Annotated in this window: 19 protein-coding genes and 1 pseudogene; 9 read left to right on the top strand and 11 right to left on the bottom strand. The window is 69.2% G+C overall.

The features are described 5' to 3' along the window. Positions 1–207 precede the first annotated feature (207 nt). Positions 208–3,198: a Tn3 family transposase gene (locus ACZ7G3_RS30895; RefSeq protein ID WP_470929527.1), complete on the top strand. Its 2,991-nt coding sequence runs from the start codon at positions 208–210 to the stop codon at positions 3,196–3,198. 164 nt (positions 3,199–3,362) lie between these two features. On the opposite strand, the gene ACZ7G3_RS30890 is transcribed toward ACZ7G3_RS30895, so the two are convergent. The 3 genes from ACZ7G3_RS30890 to ACZ7G3_RS30880 are packed head-to-tail and all read right to left on the bottom strand — an operon-like array spanning position 3,363 to position 5,667. After that, positions 3,363–4,373, bottom strand: a complete 1,011-nt coding sequence (locus ACZ7G3_RS30890; RefSeq protein WP_470929525.1) for an ABC-2 transporter permease — start codon at positions 4,371–4,373, stop codon at positions 3,363–3,365. Then, positions 4,370–5,266, bottom strand: a complete 897-nt coding sequence (locus ACZ7G3_RS30885) for an ABC transporter ATP-binding protein (RefSeq protein WP_453528188.1) — start codon at positions 5,264–5,266, stop codon at positions 4,370–4,372. Before ACZ7G3_RS30885 ends, ACZ7G3_RS30890 begins: the two co-directional genes overlap by 4 nt. Next, complete coding sequence (locus ACZ7G3_RS30880; RefSeq protein ID WP_371231839.1) at positions 5,263–5,667, bottom strand: GntR family transcriptional regulator; 405 nt, start codon at positions 5,665–5,667, stop codon at positions 5,263–5,265. The genes ACZ7G3_RS30885 and ACZ7G3_RS30880 overlap by 4 nt, the downstream gene beginning before the upstream one ends. A 290-nt stretch (positions 5,668–5,957) precedes the next feature. Here ACZ7G3_RS30880 and ACZ7G3_RS30875 point away from each other — a divergent pair, with 290 nt between their 5' ends. The 3 genes from ACZ7G3_RS30875 to ACZ7G3_RS30865 are packed head-to-tail and all read left to right on the top strand — an operon-like array spanning position 5,958 to position 7,492. Continuing rightward, positions 5,958–6,320: a recombinase family protein gene (locus tag ACZ7G3_RS30875; protein WP_470929522.1), complete on the top strand. Its 363-nt coding sequence runs from the start codon at positions 5,958–5,960 to the stop codon at positions 6,318–6,320. A gap of 5 nt (positions 6,321–6,325) precedes the next feature. Next, positions 6,326–6,604 (top strand): hypothetical protein, encoded by a 279-nt coding sequence (locus ACZ7G3_RS30870; protein ID WP_470929520.1) that lies wholly within the window; start codon positions 6,326–6,328, stop codon positions 6,602–6,604. A gap of 12 nt (positions 6,605–6,616) precedes the next feature. After that, on the top strand, positions 6,617–7,492 hold the full coding sequence (locus tag ACZ7G3_RS30865; protein WP_470929518.1) for an IS5 family transposase: 876 nt from the start codon (positions 6,617–6,619) through the stop codon (positions 7,490–7,492). Here the strand turns inward: ACZ7G3_RS30865 and ACZ7G3_RS30860 are convergent. Then, positions 7,447–7,932 carry an NUDIX domain-containing protein gene (locus tag ACZ7G3_RS30860; RefSeq protein ID WP_470929516.1) on the bottom strand — a complete coding sequence of 162 codons (486 nt, stop codon included), beginning with the start codon at positions 7,930–7,932 and terminating at the stop codon, positions 7,447–7,449. The two genes, ACZ7G3_RS30865 and ACZ7G3_RS30860, sit on opposite strands and share 46 nt — an antisense overlap. 422 nt (positions 7,933–8,354) lie before the next feature. Continuing rightward, positions 8,355–8,507 carry a hypothetical protein gene (locus ACZ7G3_RS30855; protein ID WP_470929514.1) on the bottom strand — a complete coding sequence of 51 codons (153 nt, stop codon included), beginning with the start codon at positions 8,505–8,507 and terminating at the stop codon, positions 8,355–8,357. A 252-nt stretch (positions 8,508–8,759) separates the two neighbouring features. On the opposite strand from ACZ7G3_RS30855, the gene ACZ7G3_RS30850 reads away from it, so the two are divergent. From ACZ7G3_RS30850 to ACZ7G3_RS30840, 3 genes are read left to right on the top strand one after another with little or no spacing between them, the layout of a single operon-like run. Continuing rightward, the gene (locus ACZ7G3_RS30850; protein WP_470929512.1) at positions 8,760–9,554 is read left to right on the top strand and encodes an SDR family NAD(P)-dependent oxidoreductase; all 795 of its coding nucleotides are present in this window, start codon (positions 8,760–8,762) and stop codon (positions 9,552–9,554) included. A gap of 40 nt (positions 9,555–9,594) precedes the next feature. Continuing rightward, positions 9,595–10,194 carry a TetR/AcrR family transcriptional regulator gene (locus ACZ7G3_RS30845; RefSeq protein ID WP_426600677.1) on the top strand — a complete coding sequence of 200 codons (600 nt, stop codon included), beginning with the start codon at positions 9,595–9,597 and terminating at the stop codon, positions 10,192–10,194. Between the two features lie 43 nt (positions 10,195–10,237). Beyond that, complete coding sequence (locus ACZ7G3_RS30840; RefSeq protein WP_470929650.1) at positions 10,238–10,525, top strand: hypothetical protein; 288 nt, start codon at positions 10,238–10,240, stop codon at positions 10,523–10,525. A gap of 1 nt (position 10,526) precedes the next feature. Here the strand turns inward: ACZ7G3_RS30840 and ACZ7G3_RS30835 are convergent. From ACZ7G3_RS30835 to ACZ7G3_RS30820, 4 genes and pseudogenes are all read right to left on the bottom strand, one after another. Then, positions 10,527–10,760, bottom strand: a pseudogene (locus ACZ7G3_RS30835) (hypothetical protein); the annotation flags it as partial. After that, positions 10,760–10,990: a hypothetical protein gene (locus ACZ7G3_RS30830; RefSeq protein WP_470929510.1), complete on the bottom strand. Its 231-nt coding sequence runs from the start codon at positions 10,988–10,990 to the stop codon at positions 10,760–10,762. The gene ACZ7G3_RS30830 and the pseudogene ACZ7G3_RS30835, both read right to left, overlap by 1 nt. A gap of 313 nt (positions 10,991–11,303) precedes the next feature. After that, positions 11,304–12,212: an NAD-dependent epimerase/dehydratase family protein gene (locus ACZ7G3_RS30825; protein ID WP_470929508.1), complete on the bottom strand. Its 909-nt coding sequence runs from the start codon at positions 12,210–12,212 to the stop codon at positions 11,304–11,306. A 34-nt stretch (positions 12,213–12,246) separates the two neighbouring features. After that, a complete protein-coding gene (locus ACZ7G3_RS30820; RefSeq protein ID WP_470929506.1) occupies positions 12,247–12,744 on the bottom strand; it encodes a nuclear transport factor 2-like protein in 498 nt (165 codons plus the stop codon). A gap of 1,192 nt (positions 12,745–13,936) precedes the next feature. On the opposite strand from ACZ7G3_RS30820, the gene ACZ7G3_RS30815 reads away from it, so the two are divergent. Then, on the top strand, positions 13,937–14,086 hold the full coding sequence (locus ACZ7G3_RS30815; RefSeq protein ID WP_470929504.1) for a hypothetical protein: 150 nt from the start codon (positions 13,937–13,939) through the stop codon (positions 14,084–14,086). Positions 14,087–14,596: 510 nt separating this feature from the next. On the opposite strand, the gene ACZ7G3_RS30810 is transcribed toward ACZ7G3_RS30815, so the two are convergent. Then, positions 14,597–15,475, bottom strand: coding sequence for a cyclase family protein (locus ACZ7G3_RS30810; RefSeq protein WP_426526573.1), 879 nt, complete (start codon positions 15,473–15,475; stop codon positions 14,597–14,599). A gap of 236 nt (positions 15,476–15,711) precedes the next feature. Beyond that, a complete protein-coding gene (locus ACZ7G3_RS30805; RefSeq protein WP_470929502.1) occupies positions 15,712–16,644 on the bottom strand; it encodes an aldo/keto reductase in 933 nt (310 codons plus the stop codon). Positions 16,645–16,728: 84 nt separating this feature from the next. On the opposite strand from ACZ7G3_RS30805, the gene ACZ7G3_RS30800 reads away from it, so the two are divergent. After that, positions 16,729–17,370: a TetR/AcrR family transcriptional regulator gene (locus ACZ7G3_RS30800; protein ID WP_470929500.1), complete on the top strand. Its 642-nt coding sequence runs from the start codon at positions 16,729–16,731 to the stop codon at positions 17,368–17,370. Positions 17,371–17,448 lie beyond the last annotated feature (78 nt).

Raw genomic sequence — 17,448 nt, 5'->3', positions numbered from 1 at the left:
TTCGTGTCGCCATGGCCCTTGTAGCGCGCGGCGAAGGGGTACATGCACAGCGGCCTTTTCAGGCCCCGGTCTCCTAGCTCAGACACCGGCCGCAAGGTAACCGGCGGGTAGCTTCCGCGTCGTCAGACAGCCCGTTTCCCCGGTCCCGGACCCCTCGTTGGGCCGATCGAGTGACTCGATCGAGGGTTGGCATGGGGAGGGGCGGGCGTGCGTCAGGAGTGGTCGCCGGAAGAACTTCTGGCGAGCTGGACGCTGGTGGACGGCGACTGGAAGTTGGTGGCCAACAAGACCGGGGCGACGCGGCTCGGCTTCAGTCTGCTACTGAAGTTCTTCGAGCTGGAGGGCCGGTTCCCGGATCTTCTGGAAGAGGTCCCGCAGGTCGCAGTGGAGTACGTGGCTGGGCTGGTGAAGGTCCCGTCCGCCGACTTCGCGAAGTACTCCCTGACGGGACGGACCGCCGAGTACCACCGCGCGCAGGTACGGGAGGCTCTGGGGTTCCGGCCCGCGACGTTGGAGGACGAAGAGCAGCTCACCGTGTGGCTGGCCAAGGAGGTCTGTCCGGTCGAGATGGTGGAGGACCGTCAGCGGGAGGCCCTGCTGGTCGAGTGCCGGGCACGGAGCATCGAACCGCCGGGCCGGACCCGGATCGAGAAGGTACTTGTCGCGGCCCGCAACCGATGGGAGGCCGCGTTCTGCGCGCGGGCCATCGAGCGCCTGGGCGAGGTCGGGGTGGGCCGGCTGCTGGAGCTGGTGGCGGAGGACAACGAGGAGGGCGCTGCGCTGCTGGCTCTCCTCAAGCGGGACCCGGGCGCGGTCGGCCTGGAGTCGCTGCTGACGGAGATCAACAAACTGAATGACGTGCGGAAACTCGGCCTGCCCGAGGGACTGTTCGCGGACTGCTCGGAGAAGCTGCTGGCCGCGTGGCGGGCGCGGGCGATCAAAATGTATCCCTCGGACTTCCGTGACACCGCCGAGGACGTGCGGATCACGCTGCTCGCGGCGCTGTGCTCGTCCCGGCAGGCGGAGATCACCGATGCCCTGGTGGACCTGCTGATCGCCCTGGTGCAGAAGATCAACGCCCGTGCCGAGCTCCGGGTGGAGAGGCAGCTCACGGCGGAGCTGAAGAAGGTCCGCGGCAAGGAGGGCATCCTCTTCCGGCTGGCGGACGCGGCGATCGGCAAGCCGGACGAGATCGTGCGCACGGCCCTGTACCCGGTGGTCGGGGAGAAGACGCTGCGCGACCTGGTCGCCGAGGCGAAGGCGAACGAGAAGGTCTTCAAGGCCAAGGTCCGCACCACGCTGCGCTCGTCGTACAGCAACTACTACCGGCAGATGCTGCCGCCGCTGCTGCGGACGCTGGGCTTCAAGTGCAACAACACCGCCTACCGGCCGGTGATGGACGCCCTCACGCTTCTGGCGAAGTACGCCGGGGTCGACGGCAAGACGCGCTTCTACGACGCCGCGGACACGGTGCCGATGGACGGCGTCGTACGCAAGGACTGGCGCGAGGCCGTCGTGGACGACAAGGGCAAGGTCGAGCGGATCCCGTACGAGCTGTGCGTCCTGGTCGCGCTGCGGGATGCGATCCGCCGCCGCGAGATCTACATCGAGGGCGGCCTGCGCTGGCGCAACCCGGAGGACGACCTGCCCGGCGACTTCGAGGCCACCCGTACCGTGCACTACGCGGCGATCCGCCAGCCCACGGACCCTGAGGCGTTCATCACCGACCTGAAGCGGCGGATGACGGATGCTCTGGACCGGCTGTCCGGGGCGCTCGCGGACGGCTCGGCGGGCGGGGTGAAGTTCACCACCCGGCACGGGGAGCCGTGGATCAAGGTTCCGAAGCTGGAGAAGCTGGACGAGCCCATCGGCCTCCAGGCGCTCAAGGACGAGGTCGTACGCCGCTGGGGGGTGCTCGATCTGCTGGACGTGCTGAAGAACGCCGACTTCCTCACCGGCTTCACCGACGAGTTCGCCTCAGTCGCCGCCTACGAGCGCATCGACCGGGATGTCCTCCAGCGCCGCCTGCTGCTCGCTCTGTTCGCGCTGGGCACGAACATGGGGATCCGCGCCATCGTGGCGACCGGCGAGCACGGCGAGAGCGAGGCGGCGCTGCGGCACGTGCGCCGGCACTTCATCACCGTCGACAACCTGCGGGCTGCGGTGCGGAAGCTGGTGAACGCCACCTTCGCCGTCCGGGACACCGCCTGGTGGGGGCAGGGCACCGCATGTGCGTCGGACTCGAAGAAGTTCGGATCCTGGTCGTCGAACTTCATGACCGAGTACCACGCCCGCTACGGCGGCAACGGCGTGATGATCTACTGGCACGTCGAGAAGAAGAACGTCTGCATCTATTCCCAGCTCAAGTCCTGCTCGTCCTCCGAGGTCGCGGCGATGATCGAGGGCCTGCTGCGGCACTGCACGGACGCCGAGATCGAGTCGAACTACGTCGACACGCACGGCGCCAGCGTGGTCGGGTTCGCCTTCACCGAGCTGCTCAACTTCCGCCTGCTGCCCCGGTTGAAGAACATCGGCAGCATCCGCCTGTACCGCCCGGACGACGACCCGACCGGCTGGTCGGCGCTCGGCGCCTCCCTGACCCGGACCGTCAGATGGAACCTGATCGAGCAGCAGTACGACCAGATGGTCAAGTACGCCACTGCGCTCCGGCTGGGGACGGCGGAGGCGGAGCAGGTCCTGCGCCGCTTCACCCGCGGCGGGCCCAAGCACCCCACGTACGCCGCGCTCGAAGAACTCGGCCGCGCGGTTCGTACGGTCTTCGCCTGCGACTACCTCGCCACTCCCGGCCTGCGCCGGGAAATCCACGGCGGGCTTCAGGTCGCGGAGAACTGGAACTCGGCGAACACCGTGCTCCACTACGGCAAGGACGGCGCGCTCACCGGCCCGGACAAGGAACACGCCGAGACCTCTATGCTCGCCCTGCACCTGCTCCAGTCCGCGCTCGTGCACGTCAACACGCTGCTGCTTCAGCAGGTCCTCGCTGAACCGGCCTGGGCGAAGAAGCTCTCGGACGAGGACCGGCGCGGGCTCACCGCGCTGTTCTGGTCCAACATCAACCCATACGGCACCTTCCGCCTGGAGATGGACAAGCGGCTCGACCTCGCGCCGCTTCTCTCGGTGCCCCGTCCCCGCACCCCGGCGGACGCCTCCGACCAGGCCCTGGCGGAGCCGAGGTGAACCCCGTGCCGACGGGCCGGGGCCTGTACCGGCCTTGGGGGCCAACGGGACAGCCGATCTCGGCGAGATTTATCTTGAATGGTGAGACGACTTGCCGACGCCGTGAGGGGCAGCCGGGTCCCGGCTGTCCCTCACGGGTGCTCCCGTAGCGGGACTGGCGTCTGTCAGGTCACGCGGCGGCGGATCCACCAGGCGCAGAACCCGGTCAGGGCCAGGGCGAGGCCGAGGTAGAGCCCGGTCTCGGCCCATTGAAGGGCCCAGAAGTTCCCGGCGGGCTGGTACGTCACCTGCTGCTTGTAGCCCAGGGCGCCGAGGTCGGCGACGCAGCCTTCGACCTGCTGCAGAGGGGGCGGGCCCGACTCGGTGCGCAGACAGTCGGCGAAGGACGACGGCACGGGGGCCGGTTGACCGGCGGCGTTCAGCGTCTGCTGGGAGGTGACCCAGGATCCGGGCACTTCTTCGAGGTGCACGATGATCTGCTCGGTGCCGTCCTGGATGCTGACGGGGGCGCCGTCGGGCTCGATCGTCAGGGTGGTCCGGTCCGCGGCGGCCAGGTGGGACCGGATCCACATTGGCACGGCGATCTGGACGGCGGTGTAGAGGGCGAACGTGGTGGCCATCGCGGGCAGGGTGCGGCGGATGACCAGGCCGAGGGCGACGCCTAGGACGAAGGCGAAGGCGGCGTGGGCCATGGGGACGACACCTCGTGCGGCGAAGGCCACGGGGTCGAGCCGTGGGAAGTACGTGTCCGTCGCGCCGCCGCCGTTGATGGCCCGGTCGATGGGGCTGCTCCACCAGCTCACCGCGAGGCTGGTCAGTCCGGCAGCGGTCATGGAGGCCGCCGCACCGAGGCCCAGCTTGGTCGCCAGCCAGCGGGTGCGGGTGACGCCCTGGTTCCACGCGAGGTAGTGGGTGCCGGTCTCCAGTTCACGGGAGATCAACGGCGCGCCCCAGAACATCCCGATGACCGCCGGCACGGCGAGCACGACCAGCAGTCCGGTGTAGTAGAGGGTCTGGTCCGCACTGGAGACCTGGTCCACCAGGCTGCTGCCGGCCGTCCGGTAGAGATCGGCCAGCTGCGGGCCGGAGACCGCGAGTGTGGCGGCGAGGAGGGCCACGACGGCGAACAGCACGGCGGCCTGGGTGCGGAACTGGCGCCAGGTCAGCCAGATCATCGGAGTACCTCCAGTGCGGGCCGAGTGTCACGCACCGCATCGGCGGGTCGGGTCATGTAGGCCAGGACGATGTCTTCCAGACCGAGCGGGCTGACGGTCCAGGTCGGATCGTGGACCGCGGTGTCCGTGCGTACCAGGAGGGTGGTCTGCCGGTCGGTGTGGCTGGCGGTGATGACGTGCTGGCCAGCCGGGAGCGTGTCCGGGTCCCGGCGCGGTCCGGTGAGCCGGTGGTGGCAGGCGACCAGGTCGTCGATGTCGCCGGCCACCTGCACCCGGGAGTCGACCAGGACGATGACGTAGTCGCAGGTCCGTTCCACGTCGGAGACCAGGTGGGAGGAGAGCACGACGCTCAGCTCGTGCTCGGCGACGGCCTCCATCAGGTCCTGCATGAACTCCCGTCGGGCGAGCGGGTCCAGGGCCGCGACCGGCTCGTCCAGGATGAGCAGTTCCGGGCGCTTGGCGATGCCCAGGGTGAGAGCGAGCTGCGCGCGCTGGCCGCCGGACAGCTTGCCGGCTCGCTGCTTGAGGTCCAGGCCGAGGCGACGGATCCGGTCACGCGCCACGGCGTCGTCCCAGTTCGGGTTGAGGCGTTTGCCGAGGTCGAGGTGGTCGGCGACGCTCAGCGCGGCGTAGGTCGGGGTGTCCTGGGCGACGAAGCCGACCTTGGCCAGCTGTTCCACCCCTGCGGCGGGACGGCCGCCGCACACCTCGATGGTGCCGGCCGTCGGGGTGAGCATGCCGGAGGCCAGGTTCAATAAGGTCGACTTGCCGGCGCCGTTGGGGCCGACCAGGCCGACCACCCGGCCGGCGGGGATGTCCAGGTCGCAGTTCTGCAGCGCCCAGCGCTGTTTGTACCTCTTGCCCAGGCCCTGGGCTCGCAAGACGGCGCTCACGCTACGTCCTCTCCGGCGGCGTTGCGAAATGTGTTCATGAACAGCGCCTCGATGCTCTCGTCGTCGAGCCCGGCCAGGCGGGCCTTGGTCAGCCAGCGCTGCAGGTCCTTGCGGAGCGGTCCGTGCGCGGCGAGCGTGCCGTCGGCCAGCGTCCGGGTCACGAACGTCCCGACGCCGGGACGGGCGGCCACCAGGCCGTCGTGCTCCAGCTCTCGGTACGCCTTGAGCACCGTGTTCGGGTTGACCGCCATCTGCTTCGCCACGTCCTTGACGGTCGGCAGCCGGTCCCCCTCGTTCAGCAGGCCCAGGCGCAGTGCGTGCCTCACCTGCTGGACCAATTGCTGGTACGGGGACAGGCCCGACCGGCTGTTCAGGTGGAACTCAATCACCGGTTCCTCCATTTATCTAGTTGACTAGCACTATAGCTCCTTGCGTCGACCATTCGGCAAGGCGTGCACTGCAGGCGCCAGCCGCCCGGCGCCGAGGGGAGCCAGCCGCGGAATCCTGGCGCTCGCCAGACCTCGCTCGGGTGTCAAGAAACGATCGAATGACGACAGGGGTGGCGGGCATCCAATGAACCCGGGGTTTTCGGGGCCTCGCGGCGACTCGGATCCAATGAGATCCGATGGCGACTGATGACAGGGTTTGATGACAGTTCAGGTCCGATGCGCCGACAGAAGTGGGGGACAGCGTGGCCAACCTGGTCTACAAGCGGGTGTCGACCGACCAGCAGTCGACCGACCGTCAGAATCTCGTCCTCGCCGAGGCCGGGATCGACGACCCGGTGACGTTCGAGGAAGAGACCGGCACCTCCAGCCGCCTCCACCCGCTCCAGCGCCCGAAGTTCGGCGAACTGCTCACGTACGCGCGACCGGGCGACACCGTGCACATCTCCGAGATGTTCCGCCTCGTACGCGGCACCCAACACGTCCTCGACGTGCTCGACGTCCTTCACCGCGACCGCCTCGCCCTGCGCATCCATGACGGCGCGTTCTCCGCGATGGACCTCACCGCCCGCCCCCCCCGCGCACCGGCGAGCTGCTGTCCACCGTGAAGTTCATGGTGCAGACCCTCGCCGCCGCCGGCGAACTCCAACGCGACCTCCAGCGCGAGCTGGCCTACGACGGGCTGCGCGCCGCCGAGGCCAAGGGCGTGAAGGGCGGGCGCCGCCCCGCCGTGGCAGCCGCCCAGACCACCGATGTACGCACCGCGTACCTGGAAGGCCGCTCCATCGCGGCCCTCGCCCGTGACCACGGCGTCAGTCGCGGCGCCATCCGTACCGCCGTCGCCGACCTCCTGCCCGAGGGCCTGTTGCGAAAGTCGATCTTGGTCGTGTAATGATCACGTGCTGTGGCACGTGGAGACCTGACGGACGAACAGTGGGCCAGGCTGGAACTGCTCTTGCCGAAGGGCAAGAAGTCCGGCCGCCCGCCGATATGGCCCAGGCGGCAGCTGATCGACGGCATACGGTGGCGGACCAGGGCCGGGACGCCGTGGAGGGATGTGCCCGAGCGGTATGGGCCGTGGGACCGGGTCTACGACCTGTTCAGGCGCTGGCAGCGGGACGGCATCTGGAAGCAGATCTTCACCCAGCTTCAGGCCCAGGCGGACGCGAAGGACCTGTTCACTTGGGATGTGAGCGTCGACTCGACGGTGTGTCGGGCTCACCAGCACGCCGCCGGGGCGGTGAAAAGGGGGATCTCCAGAAGGAGCCACCCGGTGGTGTTGAGACCGAGCCGGACGACCATGGGCTCGGGCGTTCACGGGGGCGGGCTGACCACCAAGCTCCATCTCGCGGTCGAGCAAGGGCAGAAGCCCATGTCGATCTTGATCACGGCAGGTCAGCGTGGGGATTCCCCGCAGTTCGAACCGGTCCTGGAGAACATTCGGGTGCCCCGGCAGGGGCTGGGGCGTCCACGCAAACGGCCCGACAAGGTGCGTGCCGACAAGGCGTACGGCTCCCGGAAGAACCGCGCCTATCTACGCCGACGCGGGATCCGCTGCACGATCCCGGAGAAGAAGGACCAGATCCGCAACCGCAGGAAGCTCGGCTCCCGCGGCGGCCGGCCGCCGAAGTTCGACAAGGCTGACTACCGCGAGCGCCATGCAGTCGAGTGCGGCATCAATCGCCTCAAACGCCACCGGGCCGTGGCCATGAGGTACGACAAACTCGCCGTCCGTTACGAGGCCACCGTCCTCGTTGCAGCCATCAACGAGTGGCTGTGACCAGTACCTTCAGCCTGCTCAAGTATGCGGAGCGCGTCGGCAGCTGCTGGTGACAGCACAGTGTCGTCCTGCAAGTCCGCCAGAGGAATCCATACCACCGCATCGGTGGAGCCGTCGATCTCCGTCACCGCCGGCGCCCCGCCCTTGAGGGCAACGACGTAGAACAATGCCGTGAGGCTCCAGCTCACTCCATTTCGCCGGACCGCGTAAGTCCGCGCGTCGAGCAGTCGAGCATCAGCGAGTTCAAGCCCTGTCTCCTCAAGGAGCTCACGGGACAAGGCCTCCACAGGCTGTTCGCCCGGGTCGATTCCGCCGCCTGGCATGTGCCACAGACCGGGTGTGAAGACTGGCGAGGAGTCCGACAGCCGGATCATCAGCAGCCGATTGTCCTCCACCGCGATTGCATACACCGAAACACGGGTCTGTACATGAGCGCCCACGGTTCCCGCCCCTCCCTACACGAAAGCCGACAGGTAGAAACCCTAGCGTCACCAAGATCGACTTTCGCAACAGGCCCGAGTACACCGTCGTCGACCTGGACGCCCCGGCTCCGGAGCTGCCAGTCCTCCTCGACATGCCGGGCAAGGTCGCCGACTTCCTACGCGCGGCCGACCTGGAGCCCGTCGAGCGCGCCGTGCTCGACCAGGGCGTGACCGTACGGCGAGGCCAGGGCTACACCCTGCGCGTCAGCGCCGCGCCCGCGATCCACCGCCAGCTTCTCGCCCGTTGTCAGCCCCTCGACGGCACCCCAACGCCCCGGCGATCCCGGCACAGCGCAAGGCCCACCGCGAGTATGAGAACCGCGTCAACACACTCGGGTGAGTGACACCCGACCAACCTGTGGCCTGAGCTTCACTCGTCGCTACTTTGCGGCTGGTGTCTGAGCTAGGACACCGGGGCCTTTCATGCCGGTCTCTCCGGTCGGTCCCTCGCCGACGCCGAGCAGCGTCGTGGGCTTCTTCTTCTCGACCCAGCCTCTCCGCCGGGGGCCGGGCGGGTAAGTCGCATTGGTCATGTGCGCTTCCTCCTCGGGACGACGGAGCGACGCTCCGACCGTGAGGTGCACCGTATGCCATCCTGGCACCAAGTGCCAGGATGGCATACGGTACCCGTGAAGGTCGCGGACCTCGGGCCGCTCGGCGAGTCGCGGGAGCGTGTCGCAGGAGCGTTCAGGTCGGTTCAGGACAGTTCAGGCAGGTTCAGATCTGTTCAGGCCGCTTCAGGCCGGTTCAGGTCCAACCCACTTACAGGAGAAGGCGGGAAAGCTATGGACACCACTGGAGCGGTAGTCGTGACCGGGGCGAGTGCGGGCATCGGTGCGGAGTTCGCACGACAGCTCGCGGCGCGTGGCCATGACACCGTGCTCGTCGCCCGCCGTGCCGAGCGTCTTGAGGCGCTGGCCTCGGAGCTGTCCGGCCACGGTGCTCGCGCCACGGCCCTGCCGATGGATCTGACGGAACCGGGGGCGGGACGAGCGCTGCGTGCCGAGATCGACCGGCTCGGGATCGATGTCGCCGGAGTGATCAACAACGCGGGTTTCGCCAACCACGGGTTCTTCCGCGACGAGCAGCTCGACCGGCTCAAGGCCGAGATCGCGCTCGACGTCCTCGGGGTCGTGGAGATCAGTCATGCCTTCCTCCCGCGCCTTCGCGAGCGGGGAGAGGGCTTCCTGATCAACATCGCGAGCATGGCCGCGTACAACGCGAGCCCCACCATGGCCGTCTACGGCGCGTCCAAGGCGTTCGTGCTCAGTTTCACCGAGGCGCTCTGGTACGAGGAGCTGGGCTCGGGGGTGAAGGTCTTCGCCGTCTCGCCAGGGGCGACGCAGACGGAGTTCTTCGACGTGGCCGGGGAGAGCGCGAGCGGCAACGCCCGGCGGATGACGGCGTCGGCGGTCGTCCGGACCGCGCTGGGCGCACTCGACCGCCGCGATCCGAAGCCGAGCGTCATCGTCGGGGGCGGGAACCGGGCCGCCGCTGGTGGCTCGCGTCTGCTCGGCCGCCGTCGGATGACACGAACCATCGGACGGATGATGACCCGCGCCATGGCGCAGCGCCGATGACCCCCGAAAGGCCGTCGTAACGCGTGGCTATGCTGGTCGCATGACGGAGAGCGCAGGTTCGGTGGAGCGGCTGTGGGACCGGACCCGTCGTTCCGTCCAGGCGGAGATCATCCAGGTCGCCATGGACCTGTTCCTCCAAAAGGGGTTCGAGCAGACCACGATCGACGAGATCGTCGCGGTGGCGGGCGTGTCCCGGCGCTCGTTCTTCCGCTACTTCGGAACGAAGGAGGACATCGTCCTCGGCGGCCTCGCCGATGAAGGCACGCGGGTGAGTGCCGAACTCGCGAAGCATCCCGATGACGAGGACCTCTGGACAGCGCTGCGCTCCGCGATCCTGGCCGTCGGAGACGCGGAGGCGGACGAGGAACGCACGCTCGCGGTCGCACGGATGATGTACGGCAGCCCGTCCCTGCGCGCCCGCAGCATCGAGAAGCACCTGCGCTGGCAGTCCGACCTCGTCCCCGAGGTACGCCGACGTCTCGGCCCGCCCGAGGAAACGGCCGACCTGCGTGCCGCGGCCGTCGTGGCAAGTGCGATCACGTGTCTCGACGTCGCCGGAGAAGCCTGGACCCGAGCCGGCGCGGACCGGCCGCTCGCCGTCTACTTCACCGAAGCACTCGACGCCGTACATGGCCGCTGATTCGGACGGCGCGGGTGACAGGGGCGGGTTCGACGGTCCCGCCATGCCCGGCCGCCGTCCAGGGCTGGGCTGGGGCAGGCGGGCTGGGCTGGGGCGGGCCGGCCCGCTGAGCGTGAAGCCCTTCGCCAGGTCGCGCCAGAAGGGCAGCACCACGATCGGCGTGATGGCCTCGACGAGGTCGGCGCCGCTCGGTGTGGCCCGGCCCTCCGAGCCGGCGTACGAGCCGGCATCGAGCGCGCTCGCGGGGGCGAGGGCGGCGTCGAGCGGCGGACCGAACGCGCCCTCGTGCGTGATCCACGGCGTCCGCGGTGACCACCAGTCCCCGCAGTAAAGGCCGTGACCCAGTACAGGAGGCGTACGCGTTCGACTTCGTCGGCGTACTCGCGCAGCTGGGGGCCGGCGGCGCTGCCGGGGATCGGCTCACCGACCTCGGGGTCGACGGAGACGACGACCAGGGCGCGGGCCAGGGCGTGGATCTCCGCCTCGCTGGTGAGGTTCTCCAGCTGCTTGGCGGCGGAGTCGGAGAACGCGACCCGGGCCCGGCGCCGGCTGTGCTGCGGGGGCATCAGGCGACGGCCGGGCCCTGCCGAGCGAGGCGGGCGAGGTGGGCCTCGCGCAGCTCCTCCCAGGGGGTGCACTGCTCGGGGTCGGGCAGGCCGTTGGTGGCGATGTCCTCCAGGACGGCGGCGAACCGGTCGGCGTCGGCGCGGGTCTTGGCCGCGTACGCGCGGACCGCGTCGGCGGCCGCGGGCTCCAGCTGCCGGGCGGTGTCGGCGGGGGCCGGCTGTTCGCTCATCGAGGGCTCCAGAGGAGCAGAACTGGTGTTGCTCACCACGGTATCGCTGGGCCATGGGGCCGGGGACCGCTCCGGCTGAATTGGGCATCGGTTGCGCTCCGTAGCCACAGCCGAAGGGGTGTCGCGCTGTTCGGTGCGAGGCCGAAATCCGGGAGCCAGTGTCCCGTGTCGCCGAACTTTGACCGCGTGCCATCGAACCTTGACAGAAGCGAGTTCGTGTCATCGAGGATCGATCGCGCTGGTCAAAGCCCTGACAGCGATCACCCGGCCCCATCCTTGACCGCGCCACCACATCACCGACGTGCCGACCGCCTCACGGCAAGGGCATTTCCTGCTCAATCCAGTGCGTGATCGATGGGCGCGAGGGACGCCAGCCAAGGTCGTGAGCCCGGGTGGCACGTACGCGACTGTTGGCGCCGAGGGCGTACCGGGAGAAACCCTCCCCCCACGCGGCCGCAGCGGAACCCAGATCCCACGGCTCCACCGGCCCCAAGCCCAGCCGACGGGCGATCGCCTCACCGATATCGGCGAACGAGGCGTCCTCGCCGCCCTCCACGAAGTAGAGGCCCGTGGCCGCGGGGTCGGTGAGCGCCAGGTGATACAGGTCGGCCATGTCATCGAGGTGCACCGTCGACCAGCGGTTCAGACCGCGTCCGACGACGCGGACGGTCTTGCCGGCCTGGGCCTGTGTGACCAGCGGCGGGATCAGCACGGTCTGCGGGCGCGGTCCCGTGCCGTTGCCGTAGATCAGTGAGTTGCACAGCACCACCGAACGCACTTCCGCCGCGGCGGCATCGACGACGGAGCGGTCGATGGCGTACCGGGCCCGCCGGATCTCGTGGTCCCCCGGGCTGAAAGGCTGCGCGTCGTCGAAGACCACCTCGGATTCGTACTGGCCCTGGGCGTCATCACCGATGACGCTGGTCCCGCTGGTGTGGATCAACACCTTGCCCGAACCCCGCAGGGCGTCGACGAAGGCGGCCACAGCGCCGCGGTGATCGCTGTGCGCGGCATTGATGACCGCGTCGGCGCGGTCGGCCTCTCGCTTGAGCAGCGCCGCGTCGTCGAGGTCCCCGACGACCGGTGCGATGCCGGCGGCGGCGAGAGCATCGACCACGCCGGGCGTGCGGGTCAAGCCGCGCACCGTGTGCCCCTCTCGGATCAGACGGCGGGCTACGGCTCCGCCGATATAGCCGCTGGCACCTGTGAGAAAGACGTCCATGATGACTCCTGACGATGTTGGGGCGGTGGGGGTGTCAGCTGCGGAAGCGGCCTGCGGCGCGCAGGGCTTGATCCAGCGGCAGGCGCTGCTGTTGGTCGCCGAACTCGCAGATGCGAGTGATGTGCCCCTCGTGGACCGTCACCTGGAGGCAACGTGAAATGCGCACCGGGGTGCCGTTTTCCAATTCGCCCGAAGCGGTGGCGGCCAGAGCGAAGCCGTGGTGGTCGACGTGGAGGGACCAGATGCGGTCGGCGTGGTTTCTCATGAGGTCGGCGGTCGCACGGAGCATCCGCAGCATCGCACCCGCGAACTCCTTGCCGGGAAGTGACACGGTCTCGTGATCGAAGCTGTGCCAGACCTCCACGGTCTCCGCGAAGAGCAGATCGAACTCGGGGTCGACCTGCGTCAGGCTGTATGTCCCGGTGAACCGATTGGCGACTTGGCGCACAGCGGCCAAACAGGCGGACGACTCGGAGTCCTGCTCCTCGGGCCGGCTCGCAACGGCTGCGGCTATGTCACTGCTGGTCATCATTGCCCTCTCGTACCTACCCCAACGCAGTTAGGGGCGCTCGAGAACCAGCGTCCGCGTAACCGCGCCAATGTGCGAAGGCGCCTTGCTGCTATGGCAAAAATTGCCGATCGGGTGGTCTCAGGTAGCGCGGGGGCACATGTCCCTGGGCCGAACATGGGGCCCTGACCTGCCCATCCCCGCCGGTCTATTCCCACAAGGCCAGAGGAAGCGCACTCGACACTGTCCTCAACGTGGCTCTCGTGGGCTCGCCCGCCCACTGCCACGACCGCACCTGCCACCTCCCGTGACCTGCGCCACTCAAACTACGATGGCACGCGCTCAAATTTCGATGGCACAGGACAGCCAGCCCCGTAATCACGGGCTCGACTGGCAGCGTGACACACGGGCGTGACAGTGTGACAGTCACCCTTGGTGATCAGCAGGTGGGGCGGGCGCGTGTCCTCTGACCTCCAACCTGGACCGGTTGTCACCCAAGTCGGACCGGTTGGCCTCAGAAGCCGTTGTCGTACCGATCACGGTGGGCGTGAGTTCGAGACCGTCGACTCGGTCGGGTGTTCTCGTGGCCGCCCGGGCATGGAAGCGGGGCCTCCCGTACAGCTCGTGGGTGTCTAATCCAAACGAGTAACAGGAGGCCCCTGGTGCTGCAGCTTCCGTGCCGACGCCGGTGGCGTCCAACTCGGTGTCTCCGTCGTGTGATTGTCTCGCTCACCGGTTCGGGAACGCCGCGGACCGGCCGCAGCGGGACCAGGGCGGCCTCACCGTCCGGGAAGCCGTGAACCGGATGCTCGGTCTCGACCGGATGTGAGGGCCTCTTGGCTCACCGGCCAGTCCGGGCAAGCCCGCCCTTGGACCTCAGCACATGGTCAGCTGCTCATGCTCGGGCAGGTCGAGGTTCGTGGCCCGGCCTCCGGCCATCACTGCAGCCAGTCCCCGGGCCTCCTGGGCACTTCTGGCCAAGGCGTGCAAGCGCTGCATTCCGGGTGAGGAAGCGACCAGGCTGGGGCAGGGCCGTACTACCGCCCGACCGGTCAGCTTGTGCGGGGCGGCAGCTGTCGCCGCATCGCACGATGCGCGCGCTGCCCCCGAGCCTGCCGCGCCCCGTCGTGCCGTCCGAGCGGGTGGGGCGCGCGGCGGGAACGCCGGTGGCGGGCCAAGGAACTGCTGCAAGCGCTGGGAATCTTCCCGGAAGGCGATGCCTGATCAGTTGTGGAGGCTGACCCGCCCGGGCAACCAGCACCACAGGCTCAGGCGGGGCAACCTCTTGGATTTTCAGAACCACCACCTGGTGGGGATCGAATCGGTCCAGGACGAGCGGCGGCAGGTGGGGGTGCTGGCCGGCTGAGGGCATCGTGAGGCGAAGCGGCTGTTGGAGCCGGAAACATACAGGGCTCGGGGGGCGCCAAAGAAGAACGAGGCTGGCACATCCACCCACGAGCATCGTCTACCAGGACCTCACAGCCCGCATCTGTAAAAGAACACGGGCCTTGACCCCTGATCTTGGACACGCGAGACACTGGATCCTGAGGGTCTGAGAACGGACATCTCGTGGTCACGAAGCATTACCCGCAGGAGTTGGGTATCCCCGCCGCCGTGGTCGCCGTGGTCGCCGAATTCGCCGGGCACCCGTTGACCGGGCCGGCCTGCCGTTCTTCACCCCGAAGACGGCGACGACCGACCACGTCTATTCCACTTCGTCACACCCCTCGCCGCCTACGGACGGGCCGCGCCTCGGCCGTGCCGACTCGAAGTCGCTACCGTGTCATGAGGTTCGTGCTGCCTGACGCTGCAACATCAGCGTGAGGCAGCCCCGTTGCTCCCCCGCCTCGGGCGCGGGGAGGGCGCCGACGCTCGGTCAGAACATCGCGATGGGGTTGACCGGTACGCCGGTCAGGCCGTGGATGCGGGGCGGGGCGACGGTGAGCAGGAAGCTGTAGCGATGCAGCCGCCGGCACATTCGCGCGAGGTCATCGAGCCGGGGCACGTCGATCAGCGGCATCGCCATCCGGCCGAGCGCCACCTCGTGCAGCGGGGAGGGTTCGTCCGGATTCAGGGGAGGATGCGCGTCGCCCCTGTCCGGGGCGACGACGGCGACCCCTCGGCGGTGCATCCACCGGACCGCGTCCATGCTGATCCCCGGGCTCGGTACGTCATGGGGCCCGCCTCCCGTCCAGCCGAGTCGGACCACCAGCGCGTCACCGGAGCCCACCACGACTCCCTGCCGCTTCTCGGCCTGTTCGAAGTCGTGCGACGTCACCGCGTAGGCAGGGGGGAGGGGTCCCTCGGCCGCGAGGTCGAGCAGGACCCCACGGGTCACCAACCCGGCGGCGAAAGCAGTCGTCGACGCGTGCGTGATGCCGAAGGGGGTGACGACCTCCTCCCTCGGGCGGCCCGGATAGACCTGGCCGTCGGTCGACCAGTGTGCGAGTGCGTCGAGGTGCGTCGAGCTCCAGTGGTGGTTGTAGATCACCGACAGATCGGCCGCCACTGGTCCGCCGGTGTGGGACACCATCTGCTGCACCGGCGACGCGTTGGCCGTCTCGGGCGCGAACGGGCTGAAGAACATCGCGCTCGGCTCGATCGGCTGTGCCAGTGACACCCACTGGCCGGTCCGCGCCTCCGCGGCGGCCCTGGCGCGCACCTCGTCGGTGATCAGGTTGAGGGTGCCGAGTTCGTCGTCCGCTCCCCAGCGGCCCCAGTTGTCCGGCAGGTCCGTCTCATGCGTATCGGCCATGTCGATGGCCCCTTTCGTTCTTCCTGATGTGCTCGGACTGCGAGGGTCCGCGCGAAGGCACGTACGCGCGGTGGACGCGCGGCCCCGTCGAGGGCCGCGACGTCGTGGAGCGGTGCTTCGACCGGTCGAAGCGGTGGCGGGGCAGCGTCACCCGCTGTGACAGGACCGCCCGTTCCGGCGCGGTAGCCGTCAAGCTCGCGCCACGTCTGACGGGGGCGCGAGCGGACGGGGACCGGTCAGGGGCGCGGAGGGGTGGCCGGCCGGGCGGCGATCGCGTCGAGCGCGGTGATGGCCTCCTCGTCGAGGGTGATCGCGCCGGCTTCCAGGTTGTCTTCGAGGTGGCTGATGGTGGCGGTGCCGGGGATGAGGAGGATCTGGGGGTCGCGGTGCAGCAGCCAGGCCAGGCCGACCTGGGCCGGGGTGCATCCCAGGCGCTGGGCGGCGGCGATCACGGCGGGCTCGTCGGTCACCTTGGCCATGCCGGGGAAGGCGCCGCCGAGGGGGAAGTAGGGCACCCAGGCGAGCTGTTCCTCGGCGCAGAGCCGGAGCAGTTCCTCGTCGTCGCGGGCGACGAGACTGTAGGTGTTCTGCACGCACACGATGCCCGCGGGCAGGGCGCGGCGCGTCACGTCCACGGAGACGCTGCTCAGGCCGATGGCGCCGATCTTGCCGGCGTCGCGCAGGGCGGTCAGCTCCGCGAGCTGGTCGTCGAGGTCGACCTTCTGGTCGTCGGGGAAGGGGATGGTTATCCCGGCGTCCGTGCGGCGGAGGTTGACCACCGGGACCTGCTCCATGCCGAGCGTGGCGAGTTCCGCCTCGACGCCGGCCCGCAGTTCCTCGGGGCGCTGCGCGATCCGGAACGGGAACGGGCCGCCGGGGTCGGGGGTGGCGCCGACCTTGGTGACGACCAGCACGTCGTCCTGGGGGCGCAGCGCCTCGCGGACGAGACCGTTGACGAAGCCGTCGCCGTAGAAGTGGGCCGTGTCCACGTGGTCGACGCCGAGGTCGAACGCGCGGCGCAGCAGGGCGATGGCCGCGGGGCGGTCCTTGTGCAGGCGCTCCAGCTGCATGGCGCCGTAGCCGATGCGGGAGACCGTGCGTCCGGCCAGTCGGCCGGCGCCGCCGGGGCGCGGGGCGGAGACGATGGTGCGGGTGGTTCCAGCGGGCATGGCTTCCTGCTCTCATGAGAGACTGGGCGCATACGGAGGAGCCTCCGTTACTTTCACCGTAGCACTATCGGAGGGGCCTCCGCTTTGTCATCGCCATCACGCCCCCACACCCCGGGCCCGGCCGACCCCGACGGCCGGCCGGTCCGCCGCGACGCGCGGCGCAACCGCGACAAGCTCATCGCCGTCGCCAAGGCGGCCTTCGCCCACACGGAAGGACCGGTCTCCCTGGAGGGCATCGCCCGCCAGGCCGGCGTCGGCATCGGCACCCTCTACCGGCACTTCCCCACCCGCGAAGACCTGGTCGAGGCCGTCTACGCCAGCGAACTCGACGCCGTCACCGCCAGCGCCCCCGCCCTGCTCGACCGGCACCCCGCCGATGTCGCCCTGCGCGCCTGGATCGGTCGCTACGCCGCCTTCATCGCCACCAAACGCGGCATGATGGACACGCTGCTCACCGCCTTCGCCTCCGGGCGTATCGCCGCCCCCTCGCGCGAACGCGTCACCACCACCATCGCCGCGATCCTCGAACGGGGCGCCGCCGCCGGCACTCTCCGGGCGGACGTCAACCCCGACGACGTCGCCACCCTGCTCATCGGCGTGTTCCCCGCCATCATCGAGGGCGCCTCCCAGGAACGGACCGACCGCCTGCTCGACCTCATCGTGGACGTCGTGCGCCGCCCGCAGGGCCCCCAGAGTCCACCGAGGGGAAGCGCGGAAGGGGAGTGAAGGCAGCCCCTGGCAGGACTCCGTGAGGCTGCCGGGCCTGTCTGTGAAGGTGGCAGCGCCGTCACCGGCCGTCACCGG

It is taken from the genome of Streptomyces sp. NPDC037271 (genome assembly GCF_055603605.1).
Note: the sequence above shows the minus strand (reverse complement) of the source record. Positions and strands in the feature narration are given on the sequence as shown.

Excerpts from the sequence above, each read along its gene's own strand:
- ACZ7G3_RS30890 (WP_470929525.1), bottom strand. The coding sequence starts at position 4,373 with ATGATCTGGCTGACCTGGCGCCAGTTCCGCACCCAGGCCGCCGTGCTG.
- ACZ7G3_RS30880 (WP_371231839.1), bottom strand. The coding sequence starts at position 5,667 with ATGGAGGAACCGGTGATTGAGTTCCACCTGAACAGCCGGTCGGGCCTG.
- ACZ7G3_RS30870 (WP_470929520.1), top strand. The coding sequence starts at position 6,326 with ATGGTGCAGACCCTCGCCGCCGCCGGCGAACTCCAACGCGACCTCCAG.
- ACZ7G3_RS30855 (WP_470929514.1), bottom strand. The coding sequence starts at position 8,507 with ATGACCAATGCGACTTACCCGCCCGGCCCCCGGCGGAGAGGCTGGGTC.
- ACZ7G3_RS30850 (WP_470929512.1), top strand. The coding sequence starts at position 8,760 with ATGGACACCACTGGAGCGGTAGTCGTGACCGGGGCGAGTGCGGGCATC.
- ACZ7G3_RS30845 (WP_426600677.1), top strand. The coding sequence starts at position 9,595 with ATGACGGAGAGCGCAGGTTCGGTGGAGCGGCTGTGGGACCGGACCCGT.
- ACZ7G3_RS30840 (WP_470929650.1), top strand. The coding sequence starts at position 10,238 with ATGCCCGGCCGCCGTCCAGGGCTGGGCTGGGGCAGGCGGGCTGGGCTG.
- ACZ7G3_RS30830 (WP_470929510.1), bottom strand. The coding sequence starts at position 10,990 with ATGAGCGAACAGCCGGCCCCCGCCGACACCGCCCGGCAGCTGGAGCCC.
- ACZ7G3_RS30825 (WP_470929508.1), bottom strand. The coding sequence starts at position 12,212 with ATGGACGTCTTTCTCACAGGTGCCAGCGGCTATATCGGCGGAGCCGTA.
- ACZ7G3_RS30820 (WP_470929506.1), bottom strand. The coding sequence starts at position 12,744 with ATGATGACCAGCAGTGACATAGCCGCAGCCGTTGCGAGCCGGCCCGAG.
- ACZ7G3_RS30815 (WP_470929504.1), top strand. The coding sequence starts at position 13,937 with ATGCCTGATCAGTTGTGGAGGCTGACCCGCCCGGGCAACCAGCACCAC.
- ACZ7G3_RS30810 (WP_426526573.1), bottom strand. The coding sequence starts at position 15,475 with ATGGCCGATACGCATGAGACGGACCTGCCGGACAACTGGGGCCGCTGG.
- ACZ7G3_RS30805 (WP_470929502.1), bottom strand. The coding sequence starts at position 16,644 with ATGCCCGCTGGAACCACCCGCACCATCGTCTCCGCCCCGCGCCCCGGC.